Below are 24,205 nucleotides of genomic sequence, written 5' to 3' on the forward strand. Positions count from 1 at the left end.
TCATGAGCTATCTGCGACTATGTCGCAACAAGTGCGGCGCCTCGACGGCTCTCGGCCCACCGGACCACCGGGACGAACAGCACGCCCACGACCGCGAACCACCCGCCGAGGATGATCCAGCCCGGTACGCCGAGGCCGAGCGGGAGGAGCGCGAGGACCGTGGGTGCGACCATCGTGCTGATCGACATGCTGGTGTTCCAGACGCCCTGGTACTGCCCCTGCGCGTGACCGGGCGCGAGGTCGAAGCTGAGCAGGAACGAGCCCGACGACTGCAGCAGCTCGGCGATCACCTGGACGAACGCGCCGACCGCGAGCAGCGCGACCGCGACCACCGCGTTGCCCCAGGTGGCGCCGGCCATCAGCACCATCGATGCCAACAGCAACAGTCCCGCGGTGCGGGTGGCCCGGGCCGCCGTCGCCGGGTCGGCGATGCCGCGCGACGACCGTACCTGGAACAGCGAAACCACCACGGTGTTGATGATCAGCAGCACCGCGACCGTCCAGCGTGGCGCGTCCGTGTGGTCCACCACCCACAGCGGGATCGCGACGTCGAGGACCGCGAAGTGGATGCTCATCCCCGCGTTCAGCGCCGCCACCGCGAGATACGCCCGGTCCCGCAGCGCGATCCACACCGGCCCGTCGTCGTCGTGCGGCTGCGGCGCGACCCGCGGGATCGCCAGTACGACGAACGCCGCGACGCTGCTCAGTACGGCGTCGAGCACGAACATCAGGCGGTACGCCGGACCCGTGTCGAAGTGCAGCGCGAACGCGCCGATGCCCGCGCCGACCATGATGCCGATGTTCGTGACGGCCCGCAGGTACGCCCGCGCCGCGACCCGGCCGGCGCCCGTGGTGACCGCGGCGATCAGCGCCGCCCGGACCGCACCCGCGCCGCGGTCGATCATCGTCAGCACGATGCTCACGACCAGGAACTGCCAGAAGTTCTGCACGAACAGGTAGACCAGCGAGAACGCGCAGACCAGCAGGCTCAGGACGACGAACAGCCCGCGCGGGCCGCGCCGGTCCGCGAGATGCCCGAGCGGTACCGCGGACAGCAGGCCGAACAGGCCGGCGATCGTGAGTCCGAGGCCGACCTGCGCGATGCTGAGGCCGACGATCCGGTTGAAGTACAGCACGCTGACCGTCATCAGCAGGCCGTTCCCGACCCGGCTCAGCAGGGTGGCTAGCGCGAGCGGACGCAACGGTCCGGGAGCCGGCAACACACCCTGAGCGGGCGCGCTCATCCGCGCGCCACGACACGTTGCGCGTTCTCGCGCAGCTCCTCCATCAGATCGACGCCGGAGTCGAGCATGCGCTGCATCCTGACCGGATCCTCCAGGGCGAACATGAGTGCGACCGTGACCTCGTGGTCCGGCCTGCTGACGATCTCGATCGGGTCGCCCGCGCCGATCGAGCCGGTGCGGAGCACCTTCAGGTATGCACCGGGCCGCCGGGCCTGGTGGAAGCGCTTGACCCAGCGCGGGAGCTGCATCCGGTGCTGGAACGTGATGCACGGGATCCGCGGCGCGCGCACCATCACCTCGACCTCGGGCCCGATCCGCCAGACCTCGCCGAGCAGCGCGCCGTTCACGTCCAGCCCCTCGGTGCGGAGGTTCTCGCCGAACAGCCCGGTCGGGATGTCGCGGCCGAGTTCGCCGGCCCACCAGTTCGCGTCCTCGTCGGCGTACGCGTAGAGGGCGAGGTCCGGGCCGCCGTGGTTCTTGGTGTCGCAGACCCGGTCGCCGGCCAGCCCGAGCTCGCCGACGCGGACCCGGCCGGGCTGCGGCCGCTTGTCGATCGCGGTGAAGCCGGTCTCCTTCGGGCCGGGGATCAGCTCCTCGACCACGTTGACCGTCAGCACGCGCATACCGGCATCCTCTCCCGCCGCCGCGGGCGTTTCCACCGGTTTTCAGCGGGGTCCGAGTGGCAGTACGGCGATGATCAGCAGCGTCGCGGCGGTCGCGGCGGCGCCGATCCAGGCGGCGGCGCCGTACCCGGACTCGTGCGGGAAGACGCCGGTGGTGTGGACGGCGAGGATCAGGCCGCCGAGTGCGCTGCCGGTCGAGAAGCCGACGGTGCGGACGACGGCGTTCACGCTCATCGCGCTGGCGGTCTCGGCCTTCGGGGTGACCGCCAGGATAACCGAGGGCATCGCGGCCGAGAACGCGCCGACGCCGAAGCCGAGGATGCCGATGGCAACGATCGGTTCGACCAGGTGTGAGCGGGCGAGCGCGAAGAGTACGAACGCGACCAGGACGAACGCGGTACTTGCCGCCAGCAACAGGCGGGCGCCGAGGCGCTCGCGCCACTGCGGGACCAGCCGGCCGGCGACGAAGCCGAGGACGGAGAACGGGACGAGGACGAGGCCCGCCTGGAAGGTGTTCAGGCCGAAGCCGTAGCCGGCGGGCGCGGGGGTCTGGACGTAGCGGGTGATCAGGCTGAACAGCAGGTACATGCCGACGCCGCCGGTGAGCATCACCAGGTTGGCGGCGGCGACCGCGGGGTGGCGGAGGAGCTTGATGTCGACGAGGGGGTGTTCGGTGCGTAGTTCGAGGAAGGTCCAGCCAATGAGCAGGAGGACGGCTGCCAGTAGGACGATGATCGCGAGGGCGGGGTGGTCGGTCCAGAGGGTGGTTTCGCCGATCACCAGCAGGAGGGCGGGGAGGGCGATCGCGAGCAGGACCGCGCCGCGGACGTCGAGGCGGGCCGGCGGGCGGTCGGGGGCTGGTGGGAGTACGACGAACGCCGCGGCGAAGGCGGCCGCGGTGATGAGGAGGCCGAGCCCGTACGCCGTCCGTACGCCGGCGAGGTCCGTGAGGAGACCGCACAACGGGTAGCCGATGCCGATGCCCGCGGTGGTGGTGACCGAGAGGAGGGCAATCGTCCGGGTGGCGCGGTGCTCGTCGAGGTGGTCGCAGGCGATGGCCATCATCAGCACGACAAGCCCGAGCCCGGAGCCCTGCAGGGCGCGACCGATCAGCAGGAACGCGAACGGCAACGGCAACACGGTCAGGAGGCTGCCGACAACTTCCGCCCCGAGCATCCACAACACCACGCCCCGCCGCCGCGGCCCGGCCCCCAACCGCCCGAACACCGGCGTAGCCACCGCCCCCGCCAGCAACGCAATCGTCAACGTCCACTGCGAAGCCACCAACGAAACGCGGTAAGCCTCGGCCACCGCGGTGATCAACGGAGCTCCCAAGCTCCCGATGACAGCCCCCACCAACCCAACAGAAACCAGAAACCCCACGAGCAAGCTTGGGGAGGGGCGGGGGGCACGACCAGCACCCACGGCCGGGCTGCCGTCCGCATTCCTGTGCGTGTTCATCGGTTGGTTTCGGTGGTGATGTGGGTGAAGAGGCCTGGTTTGATGCGGGTTCTGGCTTGGTGGGACCAGGGTTCGTCTACCTGGGGGAGGTCGAGGGCTGCGTTGGTGTTGAGGAGTTGGCCGAAGGCGAGGAAGGCCTTCACCGTGACCGGGTCCAGTTGTGCGGTGTCGGCGACCGACTGCCACAGGCGGGCGAAGCTCGTGCGGACGGCGTCGCGGACCTCGCCGTCGCCGGCGGCCGCGGCGGCGGTGCCCTGGAGCTGGAGGAGCAGCGTCGTACGGTCGGCGAGCATGTCGTTGTACTCCTGACCCATCGCCGTCAGCGCCTCGATCCCGTGCGTCCCGCCGGCCGCGGCGACCATCGCGAGCCGCATCCGCTCGAACGCCGCGTCCACGCACGCCAGGAACAGCAGCTTCTTCGTCCCGAACATCCGGAACACGTACGCCTGGGTGATCCCGGCCCGGCGCGCGATCGTCTCAGTCGAGGCGCCGTACAGCCCCGCCGCGGCGAACTCCTGCTCGGCGATCCCGAGCACCTGTTCCCGTCGTTCCTGCCCACTCATCCGTGTCGCCACAGTCCGAAGTTAGTAGGTAGTAACTACTCACCACAATGTCTCCCGCATTACATTTACATGTGTATATTTACACTCGTAAACCATGAGAGGGAGCGACCAGATGACAGACCAGCGATTCAGCCGCCGCCGAGTGATCACCACCGGAGCCGTGGCCGGCGTCGCCGCCGCGGCGGCCGGAGCGGCCGCGGGCGTCGCGTTCACCCAGAGCGACACCCCGCCGACGATGCAGGCCTCGGCGCGCAAACGGTTCGAGAACAAGGTCGTGCTGATCACCGGCGCCACCAGCGGGATCGGCCGCGCGGCCGCGCTGCTGTTCGCGGCCGAGGGCGGCAAGGTCGGGTTCTGCGGGCGCCGCGAGCAGCTCGGGAAGCAGGTCGAGGCCGAGATCAGGGCGGCCGGCGGCGAGGCGACGTACCTGCGGGCCGACGTCCGCGTCGAGGACGACGTACGGCGGTTCGTGGACGGGATCGCGGCGAGGTACGGCGGGCTCGACGTGTGCTTCAACAACGCCGGGATCAGCATCGAGCGGCCGCTGCACGAGTACACGACCGCCGAGTGGGACGACGTGACGAACACCAATCTGCGCGGCAACTTCCTGGCCCTCAAGTACGAGGTGCCGCACCTGCTGAAGCGCGGCGGCGGCACGGTGGTCGTGACCTCGTCGTCGAACGCGATCGCGACCACCGAGAAGCGGTCCGCGTACACGGCGACCAAGCGCGGCCCGGTCGGCCTGGTCCAGTCGGCCGCGCACGACTACGCGGCCCGCGGCATCCGGATCAACACCCTGATCCCGGGCACCACCAACACCGAACTCGTCCGCCGGCTGGCCGGGATGATGAACGTCCCCGACCCGGTCTGGAACGCCCTGGCCGCGAACTGGGGCAAGACCCACGTCCACGGCCTGCAACGGATGGCGACCCCGAACGAGATCGCCGTCTTCGCCCTGGCGCTCGCGTCCGACGACTTCCCCTACCTGACCGCGTCCCAGTTGGTCATCGACGGCGGGAAGACCGCCTACGCGGGTTGACCAACGATCTGCCGGACGAGGCGGTCGACGTACCGGTCCTCGTCCGGCAGCTCGAACCACGGCATCGACACGCTCAACTGGGCCCGGCCGTGCAGGGCGATCCACAGCTCGAGCGAGGTCTCGCGGACCTCGTCGTCCGAGGCGTCCGGGAGTACGGCGCGGACCGCGGCGATCAGCGGTTCGAACGCGGCCCATCCGACCTCGACCAGCTCCGCCGCGGGCGTGGCCGGCGCGTCGGTACGGCGGTGTGCGTGGAACATCACGGCGTACCGGCCGTCGTGCTCGCGCGCGTACCGCAGATAGGCCTTCGCCAACGCGCGGACGTCACCGCCGGCCGCGAGCAGGCTGTCGCGGAGCTCGCCGAAGAAGCGCGCCTTGACCGCGCGCAGCAGCTCCGCCAGGTCGGTGAAGTGCAGGTACAGCGCTGTCGGGCTGACACCGGTCGCCGAGGTGACCGTCCGTACCGACAGCGAGTTCAGGTCCTGGGTCTCGAGCAGCTCGGCCGTCGCGGTCACCAGCGCTTCCCGCAGGTCCTCCCCCGACCCACGCGGGCTGCGGGCTCTGCGGTTCACGACGGTCACGTTCTGGAGTCTAGTGGCTCATTTCTGGTCTAGATGAGAATTTTTGGCGATTCACGCAACCAAACCGGCGTCCCGGAGCATCTCTCGTATGTACCTCGGGGGGAGATCGATTGAGGGGACAGGAGCTGTGGGGGCTGTTGAGATCGCCGTGATCGTGCCGTGCTACAACGAAGCAGCGGCGGTGCGGAAGGTCGTCACCGAGCTGCGCGACTCGTTGCCGACGGCGCGGATCTACGTGTACGACAACAACTCGACCGACGGCACCGGCGCGATCGCGGCGGAGGCCGGCGCGATCGTCCGGCGGGTCACACGCAAGGGCAAGGGCAACGTCGTACGTCGTGCCTTCGCCGACGTCGAGGCCGACGTGTACGTACTGATCGACGGCGACGACACGTACGACGCGGCGCGGGCGGCCGAGCTGGTCGAGGTGCTGCTCACCGGCCCGTACGACCACGTCGTCGGCGTCCGGCGGCACTCGAACGAGGCGGCGTACCGGCCCGGGCACACGCTCGGCAACCGGATGCTGACCGGTGCCGTGGGCACGTTGTTCGGTCGCGACATCACCGACATGCTGAGCGGCTACCGTGCGTTCTCGAGGCGGTACGTGAAGTCGTTCCCGGCGTTGTCGCAGGAGTTCGAGATCGAGACCGAGCTGACCATCCACTCGCTGCACCTGCGGGTCCCGGTCGCGGAGGTCGAGGTCGGGTACAAGGAGCGGCCGGAGGGCGGGGAGAGCAAGCTCCGGACTTACCGCGACGGCGTGCGGATCCTGCGCTGGATCCTGCACCTGGCGCGGCTCGAGCGCCCGACGCTGTTCCACGGTGTCCTCGCCGTCGTGTCCGGCCTGCTGGCGCTGGTGCTCGGTGTACCCGTGGTCCTCGAGTACCTCGACACCGGCCTGGTGCCGCGCTTCCCGACCGCGATCCTCGCGTCGTCGATCGGGCTGATCGCGATCCTGCTGGTGGTGCTCGGGTACCTGCTCGACGCGATCGGCCGGAACCGGCAGGAGGCCGCGCGGCTGAGCTACCTCAAACACCCCGCGCCGACGCAATTGCTCGAGCCGATGGAGCGGATGCCGGACGAGTTCCGGACCGTGGGATGAACCGGGGTTTCGCGGCCCGGGTACGCCGGCAGTGGCCGGCACTTGCCGCCGCTGTGGCGGCCGGGCTGACGTTCGTGATCAGCGGCATCATCCGCGGCACGTACCCGTTCGGGGACCGTCCGCGGAGCACCAACGACCTGGGTCAGCAGTTCGTCCCGATGTACGCGCACTACCGCGACATGCTCACCGGCCAGGGTGTTGGTGACCTCTTCTTCAACTGGTCGGGCGGTTTCGGCGTCCCCTTCCTCGGCGACTTCATGGCGTACGTCGGCTCGACGCTGTCGTGGGTCGTGCTGCTGTTCCCGCGCGACCACATCGACCTCGCGCTGTTCCTGGTCGACGTACTGGCGATCGGGCTCGCGGCCGGCGCGATGACGGCGTACCTGCGGCGTTTGCGGCCCGGTCCGGCCTGGATCGCGGTCGTCGCGGGCATCTCGTACGGCGCGTGCGGCTGGGCGATCGACGACGCGGCGTACATGAGCGTCTGGCTGAACGGGCTGGTCGCGTTCCCGATCATCTGCCTGCTCTGCGAGTGGATCCTGAGCCGCAGGTCGCTGGTGTCGCTGCTCGTCACCCCATTTGTGGTCGCGCTGCTGTGGACGTCGCATTTCTACACGGTGTACATGGCAACGATCGGTGCCGCGATCGTCGTGGTGGCACGGATCCTGGCGTACGACGCCACCGTGTCCTTGCGCGACCGGCTGACCGGCGGCCTGCGGTGCATCGTCGCTGTCGGCATCGGTATCGGGCTGGCCGCGCCGTTCCTGCTGCCGACCTTCCGGATCGTCCAGGCGGCGCGGCCGAGCCCGGACGCGGCCTTCAAACCGATCAGCATGGTGGATTTCCTCGCCCGGCTGCTGCCTGGGAGCGAGGGTGTCGGGGCAACGCCCGGGCTCGCGGTCGGCACGGTGCTGTTGCTGCTCGCGGTCAGCTTTCCGTTCAACCGGGCGATTCCCGGCCGCGAGCGGATCGTGTGGTCGGCGGCGGTCGCGCTGACCGTGCTCAGCATGCAGATCGACTTCACGCACGACGTGTGGCACGGGTTCGACACCCCGAACGGCAGCCAGTACCGGCAGGCGTTCATCGTCTCCGGTCTGCTCGTGATCCTCGGCTGGCAGTCCGCCGCCGCCGGCCTCCAGACGGCGCTGTCCGTCGCGGCACCGGTCGGCGTCGTCCTCGTGCTGTACGCCGTCGTGTGGAACTTCCGGACCACCACCACGACCACGCGGATCGTCGTACCGCTGCTGCTCGTGATCGCCGTCGGCGCGTGGTTCGCGAGCCGCCGGCCGGACCGGCTGCGACCGGTCGCGGTGGCGCTGCTGGTCGGCGCGGTCGTCGCCGAGGTCTCGGTGTCGTCGGCGGCGATCGACGCGCAGCGGAGCAAGATCCTCAGCGCGAAGGCGCCGTGGGGCGACCGGCACACGGCGATCCGCGGCCTGGTGGAGTCGACGGCGGACTGGCCGACGTACCGTGCGGCGCCGGGTGCGGACCAGACGGTCAACGACCCGATGCTGATGGGCGGGCAGGGACCGCAGTACTACTCGAGCACGATCCCGGACCGGGTCTCGCAGCAGCTGCTCGACCTCGGGTTCGGGTACAGCTCGTACGGGCGGGCCACGATCGACCCGCAGAACCCGGTCGTCGACGCCGCGTTCGCGATCCACCACCGGGTGGTCGTCGGGGACGACGACGTACCCAAGCTCGAGACGTACGACGCTCCGCCGCTGGTGACCGTGCGGCCCGTGAAGCCCTTCACGTCCGGCGATCCCGGGCCGTTCGGGGCGCAGGAGACGGCGTTGGGCGCCGACGTCTACACGATCCCGAAGGTGCTGGGCGAGAAGGATCCCGACGCGACGGTCTCGGACCGGCGCGGCGGGCTGACGATCACGCCGGCCCCCGGTGCCACCCGGCCGGTCGAGACGACGTTGCACGCGACGTGTACGCCGGGGTCGGAGATCTGGTTCGCGGCGCCGACGTACGTGGGCGAGGTTCTCCTCGACGGGCGCGGCTGGGTGTCGAACCTGGCGCCGACCGCGAAGAGCCCGGGCATCTACTCCGGCGCGCCGATGCTCCGGATCGGGACCGCCGGCGCCGACGGCAAGGTCACCGTGACGCTCCGGCTCGCGGCCCGGACCAAGCTGCCGTCGTCGCCGATCGGCTGCCTGCACAAGGACCGGCTCGACGCCGCCGTCGCGAAGCTCAGCGCGAGCAAGGCGTCCGCGGTGAACGCCGGCGGCCACAGCATCCACGTCCGGCTGCAGCCCGGCGACGCCGCGGCGGTCGTGATCGCGGTGGTGCGGATCGACGGCTGGCGCTGCTCGGTCGACGGCAAGGCGGGCCGCAGCCCGAGCACCCGCGGCGGTCTGCTCGCGGTCGCGGCGCCGGCGGGCGCGTCCGAGGTGTCGTGCGCGTACCGGCCCGTCGGCGCGCGGATGGGGCTGGCCGTCGGTGCGCTCGCTCTCCTCGGGCTACTGGCGATAGCCGGCGTGCTGGCACTGCGGCGACGAGGGGTACAGACCGACAGGTAGTACACCGGCGAGACGGTGTACGCGCGGGGCCGACCACGCTCAGGTGCACTACCCCGGCAGGCGACATGTCCTGTTCTTGTGTACCCCGCGCTACGACTGGATCGCTTTGACGATCGCGATGTTCCGGGTCAGCCAGTCCTGCGGCAGCGACTCGTCGGTGTCGGCGGACTCCAGTGTCCACAGCACGTTCAGCATCTGCCGGACAATCACCCAGTCGCGGGCGCGGTCCTCGTCGAACCCGGCCGCGTCGACCGCCGTCCAGAACCGCTGACGGACCGCGAACCGCAGGTCGTGGGCGGCGGTGACCTCGTCCCAGCGGTTCCAGATCAGTGGCGCGACCTCGAAGTGCGGGTCGCCGGACAGCGGCTTCGGGTCGATCACCAGCCACGGCTCACGGTCGGCGGCGAGCATGTTCTCGTAGTGCAGGTCGGTGTGGATCAGCCGCCCGTCGGTGGCCGGGTCCGCGATGAAGTCCGACGCCAGCGAGATCGCCTGCTCGACGTACCGGTGCGGCACCGGCGCGGAGGCGGGCAGCTGCCGGAACCGCTCGACCCAGCGGGTCAGCTCGCCGGACAGCGTCCGGTACTGCGGGCCGGCCGGGACGTGCAGCCGCTTGTAGGTCTGGCCAACGATCTCGCAGGCGTCCAGCGCGTCGATCGTGGTCAGGTCGCGCGGGTGCAGCCGTTCCAGCAGCAGCGCGAACCGGCGCGGGTCCGCGCGCAGCAGCTGGACGGTGCCGTTGCCGGCCCAGTCCCGCAGCGCGAGGTGCTCGGTCTCCGCCTCCCAGTGCGGGAACTGGACCTTCAGGACGGCGCTCTTGCCCTCGGCAAGCACCGGTACGACGAGCGCGCAGTTGCCGTACGCCGGCGTACCGTCGACCTGGAGGCCCCACTCGTCGAGCAGCTCCCTGGTCAGCCGCGGCAGCCGATCCAGCCAATCGGCCCAGTCCTGCCCCCGCGAAGCGACGACGAGCAGGCCTTCCGGAATCTCTATTTCTTGCCCGCCTTCTCCGGGGCGTCGGACGTCCGGAGGGCGGCGATGAAGGCCTCCTGCGGGACCTCGACGCGGCCGACCATCTTCATCCGCTTCTTGCCTTCCTTCTGCTTCTCGAGCAGCTTGCGCTTCCGGGTGATGTCACCGCCGTAGCACTTGGCGAGGACGTCCTTGCGGATCGCCCGGATGGTCTCGCGGGCGATCACCCGGGACCCGATCGCGGCCTGGATCGGCACCTCGAACTGCTGCCGCGGGATCAGCTCCTTGAGCTTGCCGGCCAGTGCCACGCCGTACCCGTAGGCGCTGTCGCGGTGCACGATCGCGGAGAACGCGTCCACGGTCTCGCCGTGCAGCAGGATGTCGACCTTCACCAGCTGCGCGGCCTGCTCGCCGGTCGGCTCGTAGTCGAGCGACGCGTAGCCCTTGGTCTTCGACTTCAGCTGGTCGAAGAAGTCGAACACGATCTCGGCCAGCGGCAGCGTGTAGCGCAGCTCGACCCGGTCCTCGGACAGGTAGTCCATGCCGTTCAGCGCGCCGCGCTTCTGCTGGCAGAGCTCCATGATCGCGCCGATGTAGTCGCTCGGGCTCAGGATCGTCGCCTTCACGACCGGCTCGTAGACCTCGTCGACCTTGCCCTCGGGGAACTCGCTCGGGTTCGTGACGACGTGCTCGGTGCCGTCCTCCATCTCGACCCGGTAGACCACGTTCGGCGCGGTCGAGATCAGGTCCAGGTTGAACTCGCGCTCGAGCCGCTCACGGACGATCTCCATGTGCAGCAGCCCGAGGAACCCGCAGCGGAACCCGAACCCGAGCGCGCCCGAGGTCTCCGGCTCGTACTGCAGGGCCGCGTCGTTCAGCTGCAGCTTGTCGAGGGCGTCCCGCAGCGTCGGGTAGTCGTCGCCGTCGATCGGGTAGAGACCGGCGTACACCATCGGCTGCGGGTGCTTGTAGCCGCCGAGCGCCTCGGTGGCGCCGTTGACGTTCGACGTGACGGTGTCACCGACGCGGGACTGGCGGACGTCCTTCACGCCGGTGATCAGGTAACCGACCTCGCCGACGCCGATACTCTGCGTCTTGATCGGCTCCGGGGAGATCACCCCGACCTCGAGCATCTCGTGCACCGCGCCGGTCGACATCATCTTGATCCGGTCCCGGTGCGTCAGCTCGCCGTCGACCACCCGGACGTAGGTGACCACGCCGCGGTACGTGTCGTACACCGAGTCGAAGATCAGCGCCCGCGGCGGTGCGTCCTTGACGCCCTTCGGCGGGTCGATCTGCGCGACGATCTCGCTGAGCAGGTCCTCGACGCCCTCGCCGGTCTTCGCCGACACCTTGAGCACGTCGGACGGGCTGCAGCCGATGATGTTGGCGAGCTCCGCGGCGTACTTCTCCGGCTGCGCGCTCGGCAGGTCGATCTTGTTCAGCACCGGGACGATGTGCAGGTCCGCGTTCAGCGCGAGGTACAGGTTCGCCAGGGTCTGCGCCTCGATCCCCTGCGCCGCGTCGACCAGCAGTACGGCGCCCTCGCACGCCTCCAGCGACCGGGACACCTCGTACGTGAAGTCGACGTGGCCGGGGGTGTCGATCATGTTCAGGATGTACGTCGTACCGTCGGGGGCCAGCAGTCCGCCGGGGGTCTCCGGGCCGGGCGTGAACGGCAGCCGGACCGCCTGCGACTTGATCGTGATGCCGCGCTCGCGCTCGATGTCCATCCGGTCGAGGTACTGCGCCCGCATCGAGCGGTCGTCGACCACGCCGGTGATCTGCAGCATCCGGTCGGCCAGCGTCGACTTGCCGTGGTCGATGTGGGCGATGATGCAGAAGTTCCGGATCAGCGACGGGTCGGTACGACCCGGCTGCGGCACTTTCGTGGGGCCAACGGGCACGGAGGGGGTCCAGTTCTGGTCTCGGGTGGTATATCCGGTCAATCATCCCATGCGGGTCCAGCAGATTCGAAAATCGCTGGCGGGGGCCCGATAGCGTGCTGCGGTATGGCGCATGCTGCCGGGGTCCGGTTGCCCTACTTCGAACTGCCGTCCGCCGTGCGGGCGTGGGTCGAGCGCACGCTCGGGTCCGTCGTGGTGTCGGCGAGCACCCAGCAGGGCGGCTTCTCCCCCGGCACCGCCGCGCGTCTGGTGACCGCCTCCGGCCGCCGGGCGTTCCTGAAGGCCGTCGGTACGTCGCTGAACCCGAAGACGCCGACGCTGTTCCGCCAGGAGATCACCGCGATGCGAGCGATCGGCCCACTGCCGATGGCCCCGGAGCTGTACGAGGTGTACGACGACGGCGACTGGGTCGCCATGCTCTTCGAGGACATCTCCGGCCGCCTGCCCGCACACCCCTGGGTGCAGCCGGACGCGGACCGGGTGCTGGACGCGCTGGCGGAGCTGACCGACGTACTGGACCCGTCGCCGTGGCCGGACGCGCCCGTGGTCGCCGTACGCAGCCGTGACTTCCTGAGCCGCTGGGAGAACGTGCTGGCGGACAACCTCGCCGTACCGTCCTGGGTTGACGTGGAGGCTCTCGCCGAGCACGCGCGTACCGGTCTGCGGGCGCTGGCCGAGGGCACGGCGCTCGCGCACTACGACCTGCGGGCCGACAACATCATCCTGACCGACGACCGGGTGGTGTTCATCGACTGGGCACACCCGGGCGTGGCACCGCGCTGGGCGGACACGGTGATCCTGCAGGCGGAGATGCGCGGCTCGGTGACGCTCCCGGAGCTTCCGGACGACCCTGGGATCACAGGGTTCATCACGGCGCTCGCGGGCGGGCTCTGGTGGGGTTCTGCGCAGCCGGCACCGCCTGGCATCCCAACGATGCGGACCTGGCAGCGCGAGAGCGCCCTCGTCCACCTGGACTGGGTCCGGGAGAGACTGCGCTAGCGCGGAATGCAGCGTTCTCGCCGTACGGGCGTCTCTGGGGTGTGACGAATCCAATGGTGAGTATCAGGGGCCCGGTGCCGATACCGGTGGCAGAGGACGCACGCATCGCCGTGTCGAACCTCTACCACCGGCATTGGGCGGGACTTGTCCGCTTGGCCGTCCTGGTGACGGACGACCGGCAGGCGGCAGAGGACGTCGTACAAGAGGCCTTCATGCAGCTGTACCAGCGTTGGCCCCTGCGCGAGTCCGAGGCAGCCGTCGGCTACCTGCGGACCACAGTGCTGAACCGTTGCCGCTCCGTCCTCCGGCGTCGCCGGGTCGCGCGGCTCTACACCCCACCACACGCGGCACCGGGCGCCTCTGCCGAGAGCGCCGCCGTACTCGGTGAGGAGCGCTCACAGGTGCAAGCCGCCCTGCAGAGCCTTCCGGCCCGTACCCGCGAGGTCCTGGTACTGCGCTACTACCTCGACCTGCCCTTCGAAGAGATCGCCCAGCTCCTCGGAATCCGTACCTCCTCGGCCCGGGCGACGGCCTCGCGCGGCCTGACCGCCCTCACCGACAAGCTCAAGGAAGTCCGATGAACGACACCGAGAACCGCCTCCGCGACTACCTCCACACCCAGGCCACCAAGACCGTCCCCGCCGACGCCCACGGCCCCGGCCCCGAGTTCGGCGAACCCACCAGGCACCGCGCGTGGCTCCCGATCACCGCGGTCGCCGCCGGCATCGGCATCCTCGCCCTGATCGGCATCCCGGCCCTGACCAACCTGGCCGACCACTCCAACCCCACCCCGGCCGGCATGCCGACCCCGCCCGCGCCCACGAAGGGCCCGGTGTCCGGCGCCGCGCCGAGCATCCCGTTCACCGTGACCGTCCGGGACAAACCCGGCGAGCTGCTCGACAAATGGTGGCAGGTCCTCTACGACCACGGGAAGACCGTGCGGAACCCGGGGACGCACGGCAACGTGCTCGGCCGCTTCGGTGACCAGGGCTGGCTGATCGAGACGGGCGCGCCGGGGAACACGCGACTCGCCTTACTCGATGCGGCCGGTAAGGTCCGGCCGTTCGGCCCACGGCACGCCAACATGCCGGTGTTCTCACCCGATCACACCCAGTTGGTCGTTGCCGAGAGCCTGCAGTTCGGAACACCGCAGGTCCACAACCGAATCGTTGTGCTGGATCTGGCGACCGGTCAGGAGGTCGCCGGCGTCGTTCCGCCCGTGAAGACGGTGGCACCGGTGGCGTGGACCGAGGACGGCGTGTTGCTGACCAGCGTCGATCCCGCCAACGCGAAGGCATACCGCTGGCATCCGGGAGACGGGCAGCCGGAGCAGCTGCGCGGTGTCCAGGACACGATCTTCCTGCAGGCGATTCCGGCGACGGGCAAGGTGCTCGACTTCAGTGCCAAGGGCTGCCCGCGGATCGGTCGGCTGCAAGGCGACACGTTCGTCCCCGAGCGCGAGTACTGCGAGGCCCCGGAGCAGAGATACCAACCGGTGGTCTCGCCGGACGGGCGAACCCTGTTCAACGGCCTCAAGATGGTCGCCATCGACCTGTACACCGGCACCGCGACCGCGCTCAAGCTGCCTGGCCAGGTCTCGGACTACTTGTCGGCGGCCTTCGAGGACCCGGCCAACCTCATCGTCGGCACCGACGACGCGATGTACCGCTGCAACGTTGCCAGCGGCGAGTGCAAGCTGCTCCGGAAGGCGAAGCCCGACGAGATTCTGTTCGCTGTCACGCCTTAACTGATCGGGCGGCCCCGTGTGGCGGGGCCGCCCTTTGGTCAGCTGTCTACGCGGACCACGGTGTTGCCGGAGCCGTCTGCGCCGTCGGAGAAGTGCAGTTGACCGAGGTACCTGGTGCCGGCGGTCAGGCCGGTCCAGTTGGCTGTCACGGTGGTGTCGCTGGCTACCTGCACCTGCTGGGTGGCGGGCGTGACGGTCAGGTTGCCTGTGCTCTTCTGCAGCTCCCAGTGGTTGAGCTTCACCTGCTGCTCGTTCGCCCCGGCGTACAGGTCGACGTAGACGTCAACCGGACCGCCCGCGGGCTGCGACAGGTTCACTTCTTCCTCGGCGGAGCCACCGGTGCTGCTGCCGAGCAGGGTCGTCGTACCGGCCTTGTAGACGAACACGTCCAGGTCGGTACCTGCCGGGTAGTCCGCGTCGAACGTGGAGAACCTGGCGTACGTCGTACCCACCGGGACGTCAGCGGTGAACTTCGCGACATGGTCGTTCGCCTTGGGCGCCGTGGTCGGGAACGACACACCACCCGGGTTCTTCAGCGTCGCCTCGCCGACGGTCGCCGGGTTCAGACCCAGGGCCGTCGTGTTGAGCGTGCCGGCGTACCCAGCGGTGACGGGGACGGCGACAGAGCCCGCCGTACCCGTGCCCTTGACCTGGACCGGCGCCTTGACGGTGAGCGGCTTGATCGCGAGCGTGCTGGCGACGGAGTGCTTCGCCGACTTCCAGACCAGCTTGCCGAACGAGTACTGCTCCAGCGGAGCGCCGTTGTTCTCGATCGTGACTGTGTACGTCGTGCTCCGGCCCGGGAACGTGACCAGCAGCTTCGGCGACACCGTAACCTTGAGGCCCTTCGCACCCTCGACCTTCGGGAAGTACACCTCGGGCGTCGTGCCCACGTTCGTGACGGTCCGGGTCACGGTCTGCTTGCCGGCCAGGTCGCCGATCGCGATGGTCGGGTAGTTGAGGTCGCTCAGGTCGATCTTGCCGTTGGCGCACAGCTCGTGCGTGCTCGGCACCTGCCCGGACCCGCAGACGAACTTCGTCCAGTCCGTGTACGTCGAGTCGTACACGAGGCCCGGGTCCATGCCGTACTTCGGCTGCACCTCGCCCGCGCCGTACCCGAACGGGTCAGCCGCCGAGCCGGAGTCGTTCTTGATCGGCTTGCCGCTCGCGTCCTGGTCGGTCGCGGTCGTCATCATCGCGGACTTGATCGCCATCGGGGACCAGGTCGGGTGCGCGCTCTTGATCACCGCGGCGATGCCGGCGATGTGCGGCGTGGCCATCGACGTACCGCTCATGAACGCGTACTCACCACCGGCGGCGCTGAACGCGGTCGTCGCGGCCAGCACGTTGGTACCGGGCGCCATGATATCCGGCTTCAGCAGGTCGCCGTTGCCGGCCGGGGACGGGCCGCGGCTCGACGAGCTCGCGACCATCGGCGCGTTGACGCGGACCGGCGTACCGGCGCCGATCTTCGCGGTCGGGTTCGCCGTACCGCTGACGTACGCCTTGACCTCGGCGGTCTTCGTGTCGTCCAGGTGGACGGTCGGGACCGCGTGCAGGTCGGCGTCCAGCGTGCCCGGGGTGATGTTGAGCAGGATCATGCCGATACCGCCGGCGTTCTTCACCTGCAGGCTCTTGTCGGCGCGGGCGTTCACGCCGCGGTCGCAGACGACGATCTTGTCCTTCACTTTGGCCGGGTCGAGCGTGCCGGCCTGGCAGAGCGTCAGGTTCGCCGGGTCGGCACCGGCCAGGCCGGCATCCTTCGCCAGTACGACCGGAGCTTCCGGCGTACCCGAGCCGATGCCCGCGCCGGTGTAGGACTTGCCGTTCCCGAGCGTCACCGTGGTTTGGATGTCGCGGTCATGGGTGCCGTTGGCAACAGACGTGACCCAGGGGTACGTCTTGCCGACGGTCCCCACGCCCGGACCGGTGTTCCCGGCGCTGCTCGCGACGAAAACGCCCGCCTTCGCGGCCCGCAGGAACGCGAGCCCGGTGGCGTTCACGTACGTCGACCCGCTGCCCGAGATCGAGTAGTTGATGACGTCCACGCCGTCCGACACCGCGGCGTCGATCGCGGCCACGATGTCGGCGTCCGTACCGCTGCCGCCGCCGGACGCGTCGACCGCCCACAGCGCCTTGTAGATCGCCAGCCGGGCGTGCGGCGCCATCCCGGAGCCCTTGCCGTAGTCGCGGCCCATGACCGTCATGTCGACGCCGTTGTTGCCGGCCGCCGTACTCGCGGTGTGGGTCCCGTGGCCGCCGTAGTCGCGGGGCGACCTGAACTCCTCCGGGATCGGGCGGTTGCCGATGCCCTTGTCGAAGTACCGCGCGCCGATCACCTTGTTGTTGCAGGTGACGGGCGCCTCCTCGCCGGCCTGGCAGGTGCCCTTCCACTTCTTCGCGACGAGCTCGTCGGACTGCTTGGTGGTCTTCATCGGCGCGAAGCTCGGGCGCTCCGGGACGTACCCGGAGTCGATCATGCCGATGATCACGCCGTCGCCGGCCTGGTCGATCCCGCCCGCCTGCTGCCAGGCGCCGCCCTTCCCGGACAGGCCGAGAAAGCGCGGGGTGTCGACGGTGTCGGCGTGCTCGATCTCGCTCGGCTCGACGCTCTTCACCCCGGACGACTTCGCCAGCTTCACGGCGTCGTCGTACGACATCTCCGCGGAGAACCCGGCGTACGTGTAGTTGTAGTCGTAGAGCTTCTTGACACCAGGGACTTGTGCGAGCGCTGCTGTGCGCTCGTTGGCGAGATGCTTGACGTAGTCGACGACGGGCGCCGCGGTCTTCAGCAGCTTCGCGCCGGGCAGCACCTTGGTGGCGGCGAGGCCGGCGATGTCACCGTCGTACTCCGCGACGGGTGAGTCGTCGAGCTGGACGATGTACGAACCGGTGCTGGACCGTTTCACGTCCGGATCGGCCTGCGGTGCGGCCGGTTGGCTGGCGTGCGCGGCGTTCACCAGCACGGGTACGCCGGCCGCGGCGGCGATCAGTGCGGTCGCGGCGATGATCGCCGGTCGTTTGCGGGTCACGGAGTTCCTCCAGGGCTTGGCGGAGCGATGGCGGAGCTTTGGGGCTCGCGGGGCCCCGAGTATGCCGCCGGACGCCGACGGTGTCACGCTCGGCACATTCGGCGACCGTGGATGAAAGGGAAAACCCGATGCCAGACCTGACCGAGTCCATCACAGTGCGGTCGAGCGCTGACGCACTGTATCGATTGGTCAGCGATCTACCGCGGATGCGCGAATGGAGCCCGGAGTGCACGCGGGTGCGCTGGCGGGGCGCGGGGCCGGAGGCCGGCGCGCGGTTCGTCGGGCACAACCGGGCCGGGCTGGTCCGGTGGTTCACCTTCGGGAAGGTGGTGACCGCGGATCCGGCGCGGCGCTTCACCTTCGACATCACCTTCGGGCCGATCCCGATCTCCCGCTGGGACTACGTGTTCACCGGCACCGCCGACGGCTGCACCGTGACCGAGTCCTGGACCGACCACCGCCCGATCGTGCTGAAGACGCTGTTCCGGCCGGTGTTCGGCAATCGCACACCTCGCAATGCCATCGGCATCCACACCACGCTCACCCGGCTGAGGTCGGCGGCCGAAGCCGCCTGAACCCGTTCACCGACGGTGCGCATTTCGTCCACTGCCGGTGGACAAAATGCGCACCGTCGGTTTGTAGCTGAGCGGGCTTGTTGGTAATCTAGTCCTTCGCGTGCCCACGGGTGGTGTACAGCCGTGCGCGCAACACCATCCTGTATTGACCGCACACACCTGATCGAGGCTCTGCTCCGTGGCGAACATCAAGTCCCAGATCAAGCGCAACCGCCAGAACGAGGCTGCGCGACTTCGCAACAAGTCCGTGAAGTCGACCCTCAAGACGGCGGTCCGGCGCTTCCACGAGGCCGTCGAGGCCGGCGAGGCCGAGAAGGCCAACGACACGGCCCGCAAGGCCGGTCGCCTGCTCGACAAGGCCGTCAGCAAGGGCGTGATCCACGCCAACCAGGCCGCCAACCGCAAGTCGGCGATCTTCAAGAAGGCCGCGTCGCTCTGACGCCCCGGCCGCGTCCCTGACGCGACCCCGAACGATCGGCCCGGTTCACCAGAACCGGCCGATCGTTTTTGCATGCCCGGACACGCCGACCCCAGCAACACCACCGGACCCCACCCACCCCGACACCCCCGGCCCACCCCACCCACCGCGGACCACCGCACCAGAACACCAAACACCCCGCCGGGAGACGCCAGACTCCGGCAACCACCACCCACCGAGCACACCAAGCTCCGGCAACCACCACCCGCCGAGCACACCAAGCTCCGGCAACCACCACCCGCCGGGAGGAGCCCGGCTCCGGCAACCACCACCCGCCGAGAACACCAAGCTCCGGTGACTACCACCCGCCGAGAACACCAAGCTCCGGTGACTACCACCCGCCGGGATGGCAGGCTCGGGTGGCTAGCGGCGGCCGTGGGCTCGGGTGATGGTGAGGACCATGCGCTCGAGGGCGTAGCCGACGTCGCCGGAGGCGCCCTTCACGTCGGCGTCCGCCTGGGCGACCGCCTTGATCGCGGCAGCCAGCCCACCAGGCGTCCACCCCCGCGCCTGCTGCTTCAACTGCTTCAGCTTCCACGGCGGTACGCCGACCTCGCGCGCCAGATCCGCGTCCCGCATCCCGCCCGCCGCGCTCGCGTACTTCGCCAGCCCGCGCAACCCGCCGGCCATCGCGCTCGTCACCAGCACCGGCGCGACCCCGCAGTCCAACGCCCACCGCAACTGCTCCAGCGCCGGCTCCGTCCGCCCCGCGATCGCCGCGTCCGCGACCGCAAAGCTCGTCACCTCCGCGCGCCCCCCGAAGTACTGCCCGATCAGCTCGGCCGTCACCGCCTGCCCGCCCGAGTCCGACACCAACTGCGAACAGGCCCCCGCCAACGCCCGCAGATCGTGCCCGACCGCGTCGACCAGCGCCGACGCCGCCCCCTCGTCGACCGTCCCGCCCAGCAACCGGATCTCCCCGGCCACGAACTGCGGCAACTCCCACGCCTTCGGCGCCGTCGCGACGACCTCGTTGACCGATGCCTTCCGCAACTTGTCGAGGACGCCCTTGCCCTTCTGCCCACCCGAGTGCACGAGCACCGCGAGTACGTCGTCCGACGGCGACCCGGCGTACTCGATCAGATGCGCCGCCATCTCGCTCGGCAGGTTCTCGAGGGCCCGCAGGACGAGCACCCGCTCGCTCGCGAACAGCGACGGCCCGGTCAGCTCCGCGAACACCCCGACGTCCAGCGTCGACGCGTCGAGGTCGGTCACCTCGACCCCGGAATTGTTCTTGGACACGGCCGCGATCGCCGACCGCACCGCCCGGTCCGCCAGGAACGACTCGGAGCCGGTCACCAGCAGGACATCACCGAGCTTCGGCGCAGAACCTTTACGAGCAGCCACGGGCCCCAGCATCCCACGCCGTACGGACAATCCGGGTGCGCGCCCACGCCGAACCCGCCAGGATGAGCCCATGACCTCCGCTGCCGACGCGCCGGCCTCCTGCGATGCCCTGATCGTCGTGGACATGCAGACCGCTTTCGTCTCCGGCCCCGACGCGGTACCGGCCGCCGCCCAGCTCCTGGACCGCGTCCGCGACCTCCTCACCCGCGCCCGGGCGGCCGGCGCGGTCGTCGTACACCTGCAGAACGACGGTCCACCCGGCGCCGACGACGAACCCGGAACGCCCGGCTGGGAGCTGTACCTGCCGGTCGAAACCGGTCCCCGCGAACACGTCATCCGCAAACCGCACGACGACGGCTTCGACGCCACGCCGCTGGGCGAGGTGCTGGTCGCGGCCGGCGTACGCTCCCTCGCGATCTGCGGCGTCATGTCCGAGATGTGCGTCCGCGCCACCGCCGAAACCGCCCTCGACCGCGGCTACCAGGTAGTCCTCCCCCACGACGCCCACGCCACGTACGACGTCCCGGCAGTCCCCGGCGTCTCGGAGGCCGTCCCCGCCCACATCGCCTCCCGAGTAGCCGCCTGGTCCCTCGGCGACCAGATCACCAACACCCTCCCAACTTCAACCACAACCTTCTAACCCAACCGCCCAGCCCACCGCGGCCCCCACCCTCCACTGTCCCCACGTCTCCCACCGCGCACCCGACTGCCTAACCCGTCGCGGCCCCACCACCCACGCCTCCAGCAGCTCACCCGACCACCCAGCCCACCGCGACACCCCCCACCAGCGGCTCACCCGACCACCTAGCCCGCCGCGGCACCCCCACCACCCCACGCCTCCAGCGACTCGCCCGACCACCTAACCCGCCGCAGCACCCCCACCACCCCACGCCTCCACCGGCTCACCCGACGACCTAACCCGCCGCGGCTCCTCCCATCACCGACGTCTCCTACGGCTCACCCGACCGGCTAGCCCGCCGCGACACCCCACCACCCCACCCCTCCAGCGGCTCACCCGACCGACTCGCTCGAGCGAGTTGCGAGGGAGAGGTGGTTGTTGGTGTTGGTGACGACGAGCGAACCGCTCACGTTGGTGGTGGCTGTTCGAACCGCGTCGTGGGACAGAAGATCCAGCGTCCTCGGCGCCGGATGCCCATAGTCGTTGTCGCGCCCCGCGGAGATGACCGCCAGCCGCGCATTCACCGCGGCGACGAACGCCGGATCCTGCCGCGCCGAACCATGATGCGGAACCTTCAACACATCCGCCCGCAGATCAACCCCGCTCGCGACCACCGCCCGCTGCGACTCCGGCTCCAGATCCCCCGTGAGCAGGATCCGCAGACCACCGACCTCCACCATCATCGCGATGCTCGCATTGTTCTCCGGAGACCCTTCGTCCGTTGACGTAGCCGACGACACACCCGCCGCCGGAAGCGCAGGCACCTTCGCCGGCCACAACGTCGTCCAACTCACCTGCCCGACAACCCGCTGCTCATGAAACGCGACCGTACGAATCCCCACCCCGTGCTGCGCCGCGAGCTCCGTCACCCGGTCGTACTCCGCCCGCGGCGAGAAGTACGGCGTCACCTCGATCTCACCCACCTGCCGTCCGGCCAGCACCCCGGCCAGCCCGCCGACGTGATCGGCATGGAAGTGACTGAGCACCAGCACCGGGATACGCCGTACGCCGAGATCCTTCAGGCATCGGTCCATCGCCGCCGGATCCGGCCCGGTGTCGACGACCACCGCCGTACCGTCACCGGCCTTGAGCACCAGCCCGTCTCCCTGCCCGACATCACAGACGACGAACAGCCAATCCCGCGGCGGCCACCCCAGCGAGCCGATCGGCCGCAGTACGACCACCGCCAGCACCACCGTCGCGAGGATCATCGCGATCGGCCGCGCCAGGATCCGGTGCATGCCGAACACGAGCGCCAGACAAAGCACCGTCAGTACGGCGACCCCGAACACCGTTGCGGGCCAGGCATTCTCCGCGCCGGGCAGATCCGCACCCGCGCGCGCGACGAGGATGATCCATCGCGCCGGCCACCCGGCGACCCATCCGACGAGCTGCGCCAGTCCCGTACTCAGCAAGGCGCCCCCAGCCGCGACGAACCCGAGGATCGTCGCCGGACCAACCATTGGACCGGCCAACAGATTCGCCACGACCGCGACCAGCGACACCTGTCCCGACAGCCACGCGACGATCGGCGTACACGCGATCTGCGCCGCCAACGGACAGGAGATCGCATCCGCCAGCCACCCGGGAAGCCAACGCGCCAACGCATCCCGCCACCCCGGCCCGAGCAGCACGATCCCCGCGGTCGCCAGCACCGACAACGCGAACCCGGCCGACCGTGCGAGTGACGTATCAAGCAGCAGAAGCACGATCACCGCAACCGAAAGACTGCGCACCGCCCGGCGCTGCCCTCCCCCACCGGTCATCGCCGCTAACGCGATCAGCCCCATCGCGGCCGCCCGCAGCACACTCGGCTGCGGCCGCGCGAGTACGACGAACACGACAACCGTCAGCACACCGACAACCGTCAGGCCACGAGCGCGTACGCCGACCAGCCGCGCCAGCGGAAGCAGGAACGCGAGCAGCAACGTCAAGTTCGTCCCGGAGACGGCGGACAGATGCGTGAGACCGGTCGTCCGGAAGTCGGCGTTCAGCTCAGCCGATACGCCGGACACATCACCCATCACGAGCGCCGGCACGAGGCCGCGCACGTCCTCCGGCTGATGCACTACCGCTTGCCTGAGACCCGCCCGCACCCGCTCGGCCGCACGCAGCCACCACGGCGGCGCGTCGACGATCCGCGGCGGCGACCGGGTCGACAGCATCGCAGCAACCTCACCACCATCAGCACGCTCGAGCCGCCCATTCGCGTCAACGTGCTGCCCGTACCTGACGTCCTTCCACTTCGCCGTACCGATCAACAACACCGGCGTACGAACCCGCACCGAGCCCGAGGACTGCCCGCTCGCCCGCCCCCGCACCTCCACAACCGTCGCCTTCACCACCACATATGGCGGCCGCCGCGAGGTGGTGCTCTCCTTCAGCACCGGATCCCCGTCGATCCGCACCCGCACACTCACACTCGCCCCACGCCCCGCAACCTCATAAACCGGCCCCGCCCGCACCGCCGCCCCCTGCAACGCCGCCGCCAACGCCAACCCCCCAACAACAACCAGCACCCCAACCGCCGCCCACACACGCCCCACCCACACACAGCCCACCTCACGCCCACCACCCACCCCATCGCCGCCATCGCTGGCATCGCCGCCGCCGCCTCCGCCATCGCCATCGCCGCCATCGCCACCACCGCCATCCCGATCCGCATCGCCGCCATCGCCGCCGCCATGCCCATCCGCATCCCCACCACCGTCCGACCGCCGCCACACCATCAACAGCCCCACCACCGCCGCCAAACCCAGCACCACCCCACCCACAACCGCCCCAACCAACGGCCCCCGCCCCACCAGAACCGCCGCCACCAGCCACCCGAACCCGGCCGGCAGCAACAACCGCATATCCACCCGCTCCGCCTCGGCGACCACCACTCCATCCCCCGACGCGGACTCCGAGCTGACATCCGGACCGGGCTCGCGCCCGACGACCGCAGCCGACACCGCCGCGGAACCCAGCGGAACCTCAACCAGACGCTCCCCGGCGACAGCCGAAGCAGAACCCCGTTCGGCGCCCGCAGCCGCCGCAACGCTGGAACCAGGCCGAACCTCACCGCTGCGCTCGCGGGCGATGTCCGGAGCTAGGCTCCGTCGGGCGGCTGCAGCTGATGCAGGGGTGGAACTTGGGCGGGCCTCGCCGCTGCCCTCCCAGGCAACATCCGAAACTGGGCCCCGTCGGGCGGCTGCAGTTGGCGTAGGGGTGGAACCTGGGCGGGCCTCACCGCTGTGCTTCCGGGTGATGTCGGGGGCGGAGGGGCGTCCGACGGCTGGAGGTGACAGCGGGTTGGAAGGCTGTGGGGTGTGCTCTCGGGACTTCG

19 protein-coding genes are annotated in these 24,205 nt (G+C 69.8%); 9 read left to right on the forward strand and 10 right to left on the reverse strand.

Annotation, left to right across the window (positions count from 1 at the left end; all coding sequences use genetic code 11):
• Nucleotides 1–17: 17 nt before the first annotated feature.
• From ACQHIV_RS17620 to ACQHIV_RS17635, 4 genes are read right to left on the reverse strand one after another with little or no spacing between them, the layout of a single operon-like run.
• A complete protein-coding gene (locus tag ACQHIV_RS17620; protein WP_427895633.1) occupies nucleotides 18–1,244 on the reverse strand; it encodes an MFS transporter in 1,227 nt (408 codons plus the stop codon).
• On the reverse strand, nucleotides 1,241–1,867 hold the full coding sequence (locus ACQHIV_RS17625) for an MOSC domain-containing protein (RefSeq protein ID WP_427895635.1): 627 nt from the start codon (nucleotides 1,865–1,867) through the stop codon (nucleotides 1,241–1,243). Before ACQHIV_RS17625 ends, ACQHIV_RS17620 begins: the two co-directional genes overlap by 4 nt.
• 42 nt (nucleotides 1,868–1,909) lie before the next feature.
• Nucleotides 1,910–3,328: an MFS transporter gene (locus ACQHIV_RS17630; protein WP_427895637.1), complete on the reverse strand. Its 1,419-nt coding sequence runs from the start codon at nucleotides 3,326–3,328 to the stop codon at nucleotides 1,910–1,912.
• Nucleotides 3,325–3,903, reverse strand: coding sequence for a TetR/AcrR family transcriptional regulator (locus ACQHIV_RS17635; RefSeq protein WP_427895639.1), 579 nt, complete (start codon nucleotides 3,901–3,903; stop codon nucleotides 3,325–3,327). Before ACQHIV_RS17635 ends, ACQHIV_RS17630 begins: the two co-directional genes overlap by 4 nt.
• A 100-nt stretch (nucleotides 3,904–4,003) precedes the next feature.
• Between ACQHIV_RS17635 and ACQHIV_RS17640 the strand changes: the two genes are divergently transcribed.
• A complete protein-coding gene (locus tag ACQHIV_RS17640) occupies nucleotides 4,004–4,930 on the forward strand; it encodes an SDR family NAD(P)-dependent oxidoreductase (RefSeq protein ID WP_427895640.1) in 927 nt (308 codons plus the stop codon).
• Here the strand turns inward: ACQHIV_RS17640 and ACQHIV_RS17645 are convergent.
• Entirely contained in the window at nucleotides 4,918–5,511 is a 594-nt protein-coding gene (locus tag ACQHIV_RS17645) for a TetR/AcrR family transcriptional regulator (RefSeq protein ID WP_427895642.1), read from the reverse strand. The two genes, ACQHIV_RS17640 and ACQHIV_RS17645, sit on opposite strands and share 13 nt — an antisense overlap.
• A gap of 127 nt (nucleotides 5,512–5,638) precedes the next feature.
• On the opposite strand from ACQHIV_RS17645, the gene ACQHIV_RS17650 reads away from it, so the two are divergent.
• Together ACQHIV_RS17650 and ACQHIV_RS17655 are read left to right on the forward strand one after the other, a co-directional pair.
• Nucleotides 5,639–6,613, forward strand: a complete 975-nt coding sequence (locus tag ACQHIV_RS17650) for a glycosyltransferase (RefSeq protein ID WP_427895644.1) — start codon at nucleotides 5,639–5,641, stop codon at nucleotides 6,611–6,613.
• The gene (locus tag ACQHIV_RS17655; RefSeq protein WP_427895646.1) at nucleotides 6,610–9,141 is read left to right on the forward strand and encodes a YfhO family protein; all 2,532 of its coding nucleotides are present in this window, start codon (nucleotides 6,610–6,612) and stop codon (nucleotides 9,139–9,141) included. The genes ACQHIV_RS17650 and ACQHIV_RS17655 overlap by 4 nt, the downstream gene beginning before the upstream one ends.
• A 90-nt stretch (nucleotides 9,142–9,231) precedes the next feature.
• Here the strand turns inward: ACQHIV_RS17655 and ACQHIV_RS17660 are convergent, their stop codons facing one another.
• Complete coding sequence (locus ACQHIV_RS17660; RefSeq protein ID WP_427896518.1) at nucleotides 9,232–10,134, reverse strand: aminoglycoside phosphotransferase family protein; 903 nt, start codon at nucleotides 10,132–10,134, stop codon at nucleotides 9,232–9,234.
• Entirely contained in the window at nucleotides 10,131–12,020 is a 1,890-nt protein-coding gene (gene lepA, locus ACQHIV_RS17665; protein WP_427895648.1) for a translation elongation factor 4, read from the reverse strand. The genes ACQHIV_RS17660 and lepA overlap by 4 nt, the downstream gene beginning before the upstream one ends.
• A 105-nt stretch (nucleotides 12,021–12,125) precedes the next feature.
• Between lepA and ACQHIV_RS17670 the strand changes: the two genes are divergently transcribed.
• The 3 genes from ACQHIV_RS17670 to ACQHIV_RS17680 all read left to right on the forward strand — a co-directional run bounded on the left by ACQHIV_RS17670 (nucleotide 12,126) and on the right by ACQHIV_RS17680 (nucleotide 14,766).
• Nucleotides 12,126–13,019: a hypothetical protein gene (locus tag ACQHIV_RS17670; RefSeq protein ID WP_427895650.1), complete on the forward strand. Its 894-nt coding sequence runs from the start codon at nucleotides 12,126–12,128 to the stop codon at nucleotides 13,017–13,019.
• A gap of 86 nt (nucleotides 13,020–13,105) precedes the next feature.
• A complete protein-coding gene (locus ACQHIV_RS17675; protein ID WP_427895652.1) occupies nucleotides 13,106–13,600 on the forward strand; it encodes an RNA polymerase sigma factor in 495 nt (164 codons plus the stop codon).
• Entirely contained in the window at nucleotides 13,597–14,766 is a 1,170-nt protein-coding gene (locus tag ACQHIV_RS17680) for a hypothetical protein (RefSeq protein WP_427895654.1), read from the forward strand. Before ACQHIV_RS17675 ends, ACQHIV_RS17680 begins: the two co-directional genes overlap by 4 nt.
• Nucleotides 14,767–14,804: 38 nt before the next feature.
• Here the strand turns inward: ACQHIV_RS17680 and ACQHIV_RS17685 are convergent, their stop codons facing one another.
• Nucleotides 14,805–17,798 carry a S8 family serine peptidase gene (locus ACQHIV_RS17685; RefSeq protein ID WP_427895656.1) on the reverse strand — a complete coding sequence of 998 codons (2,994 nt, stop codon included), beginning with the start codon at nucleotides 17,796–17,798 and terminating at the stop codon, nucleotides 14,805–14,807.
• Nucleotides 17,799–17,926: 128 nt separating this feature from the next.
• On the opposite strand from ACQHIV_RS17685, the gene ACQHIV_RS17690 reads away from it, so the two are divergent.
• Both ACQHIV_RS17690 and rpsT read left to right on the forward strand, forming a co-directional pair.
• Nucleotides 17,927–18,373 carry an SRPBCC family protein gene (locus ACQHIV_RS17690; RefSeq protein WP_427895658.1) on the forward strand — a complete coding sequence of 149 codons (447 nt, stop codon included), beginning with the start codon at nucleotides 17,927–17,929 and terminating at the stop codon, nucleotides 18,371–18,373.
• Between the two features lie 178 nt (nucleotides 18,374–18,551).
• The gene (gene rpsT, locus ACQHIV_RS17695; RefSeq protein ID WP_131290686.1) at nucleotides 18,552–18,812 is read left to right on the forward strand and encodes a 30S ribosomal protein S20; all 261 of its coding nucleotides are present in this window, start codon (nucleotides 18,552–18,554) and stop codon (nucleotides 18,810–18,812) included.
• Between the two features lie 402 nt (nucleotides 18,813–19,214).
• On the opposite strand, the gene holA is transcribed toward rpsT, so the two are convergent.
• Nucleotides 19,215–20,198, reverse strand: a complete 984-nt coding sequence (gene holA, locus ACQHIV_RS17700) for a DNA polymerase III subunit delta (RefSeq protein WP_427895660.1) — start codon at nucleotides 20,196–20,198, stop codon at nucleotides 19,215–19,217.
• A gap of 70 nt (nucleotides 20,199–20,268) precedes the next feature.
• Here holA and ACQHIV_RS17705 point away from each other — a divergent pair, with 70 nt between their 5' ends.
• Nucleotides 20,269–20,838 carry an isochorismatase family protein gene (locus ACQHIV_RS17705; RefSeq protein ID WP_427895662.1) on the forward strand — a complete coding sequence of 190 codons (570 nt, stop codon included), beginning with the start codon at nucleotides 20,269–20,271 and terminating at the stop codon, nucleotides 20,836–20,838.
• Between the two features lie 371 nt (nucleotides 20,839–21,209).
• Here ACQHIV_RS17705 and ACQHIV_RS17710 read toward each other — a convergent pair whose 3' ends face one another.
• Nucleotides 21,210–23,297 (reverse strand): ComEC/Rec2 family competence protein, encoded by a 2,088-nt coding sequence (locus ACQHIV_RS17710; RefSeq protein ID WP_427895664.1) that lies wholly within the window; start codon nucleotides 23,295–23,297, stop codon nucleotides 21,210–21,212.
• Between the last annotated feature and the right edge of the window lie 908 nt (nucleotides 23,298–24,205).

The organism is Kribbella polygonati, assembly GCF_050320105.1.
Classification (GTDB): domain Bacteria; phylum Actinomycetota; class Actinomycetes; order Propionibacteriales; family Kribbellaceae; genus Kribbella.

Coding starts and splice junctions, on each gene's coding strand:
- ACQHIV_RS17620 (WP_427895633.1), bottom strand. CDS start 1,244: ATGAGCGCGCCCGCTCAGGGTGTGTTGCCGGCTCCCGGACCGTTGCGT.
- ACQHIV_RS17625 (WP_427895635.1), bottom strand. CDS start 1,867: ATGCGCGTGCTGACGGTCAACGTGGTCGAGGAGCTGATCCCCGGCCCG.
- ACQHIV_RS17630 (WP_427895637.1), bottom strand. CDS start 3,328: ATGAACACGCACAGGAATGCGGACGGCAGCCCGGCCGTGGGTGCTGGT.
- ACQHIV_RS17640 (WP_427895640.1), top strand. CDS start 4,004: ATGACAGACCAGCGATTCAGCCGCCGCCGAGTGATCACCACCGGAGCC.
- ACQHIV_RS17655 (WP_427895646.1), top strand. CDS start 6,610: ATGAACCGGGGTTTCGCGGCCCGGGTACGCCGGCAGTGGCCGGCACTT.
- ACQHIV_RS17670 (WP_427895650.1), top strand. CDS start 12,126: ATGGCGCATGCTGCCGGGGTCCGGTTGCCCTACTTCGAACTGCCGTCC.
- ACQHIV_RS17680 (WP_427895654.1), top strand. CDS start 13,597: ATGAACGACACCGAGAACCGCCTCCGCGACTACCTCCACACCCAGGCC.
- ACQHIV_RS17690 (WP_427895658.1), top strand. CDS start 17,927: ATGCCAGACCTGACCGAGTCCATCACAGTGCGGTCGAGCGCTGACGCA.
- ACQHIV_RS17705 (WP_427895662.1), top strand. CDS start 20,269: ATGACCTCCGCTGCCGACGCGCCGGCCTCCTGCGATGCCCTGATCGTC.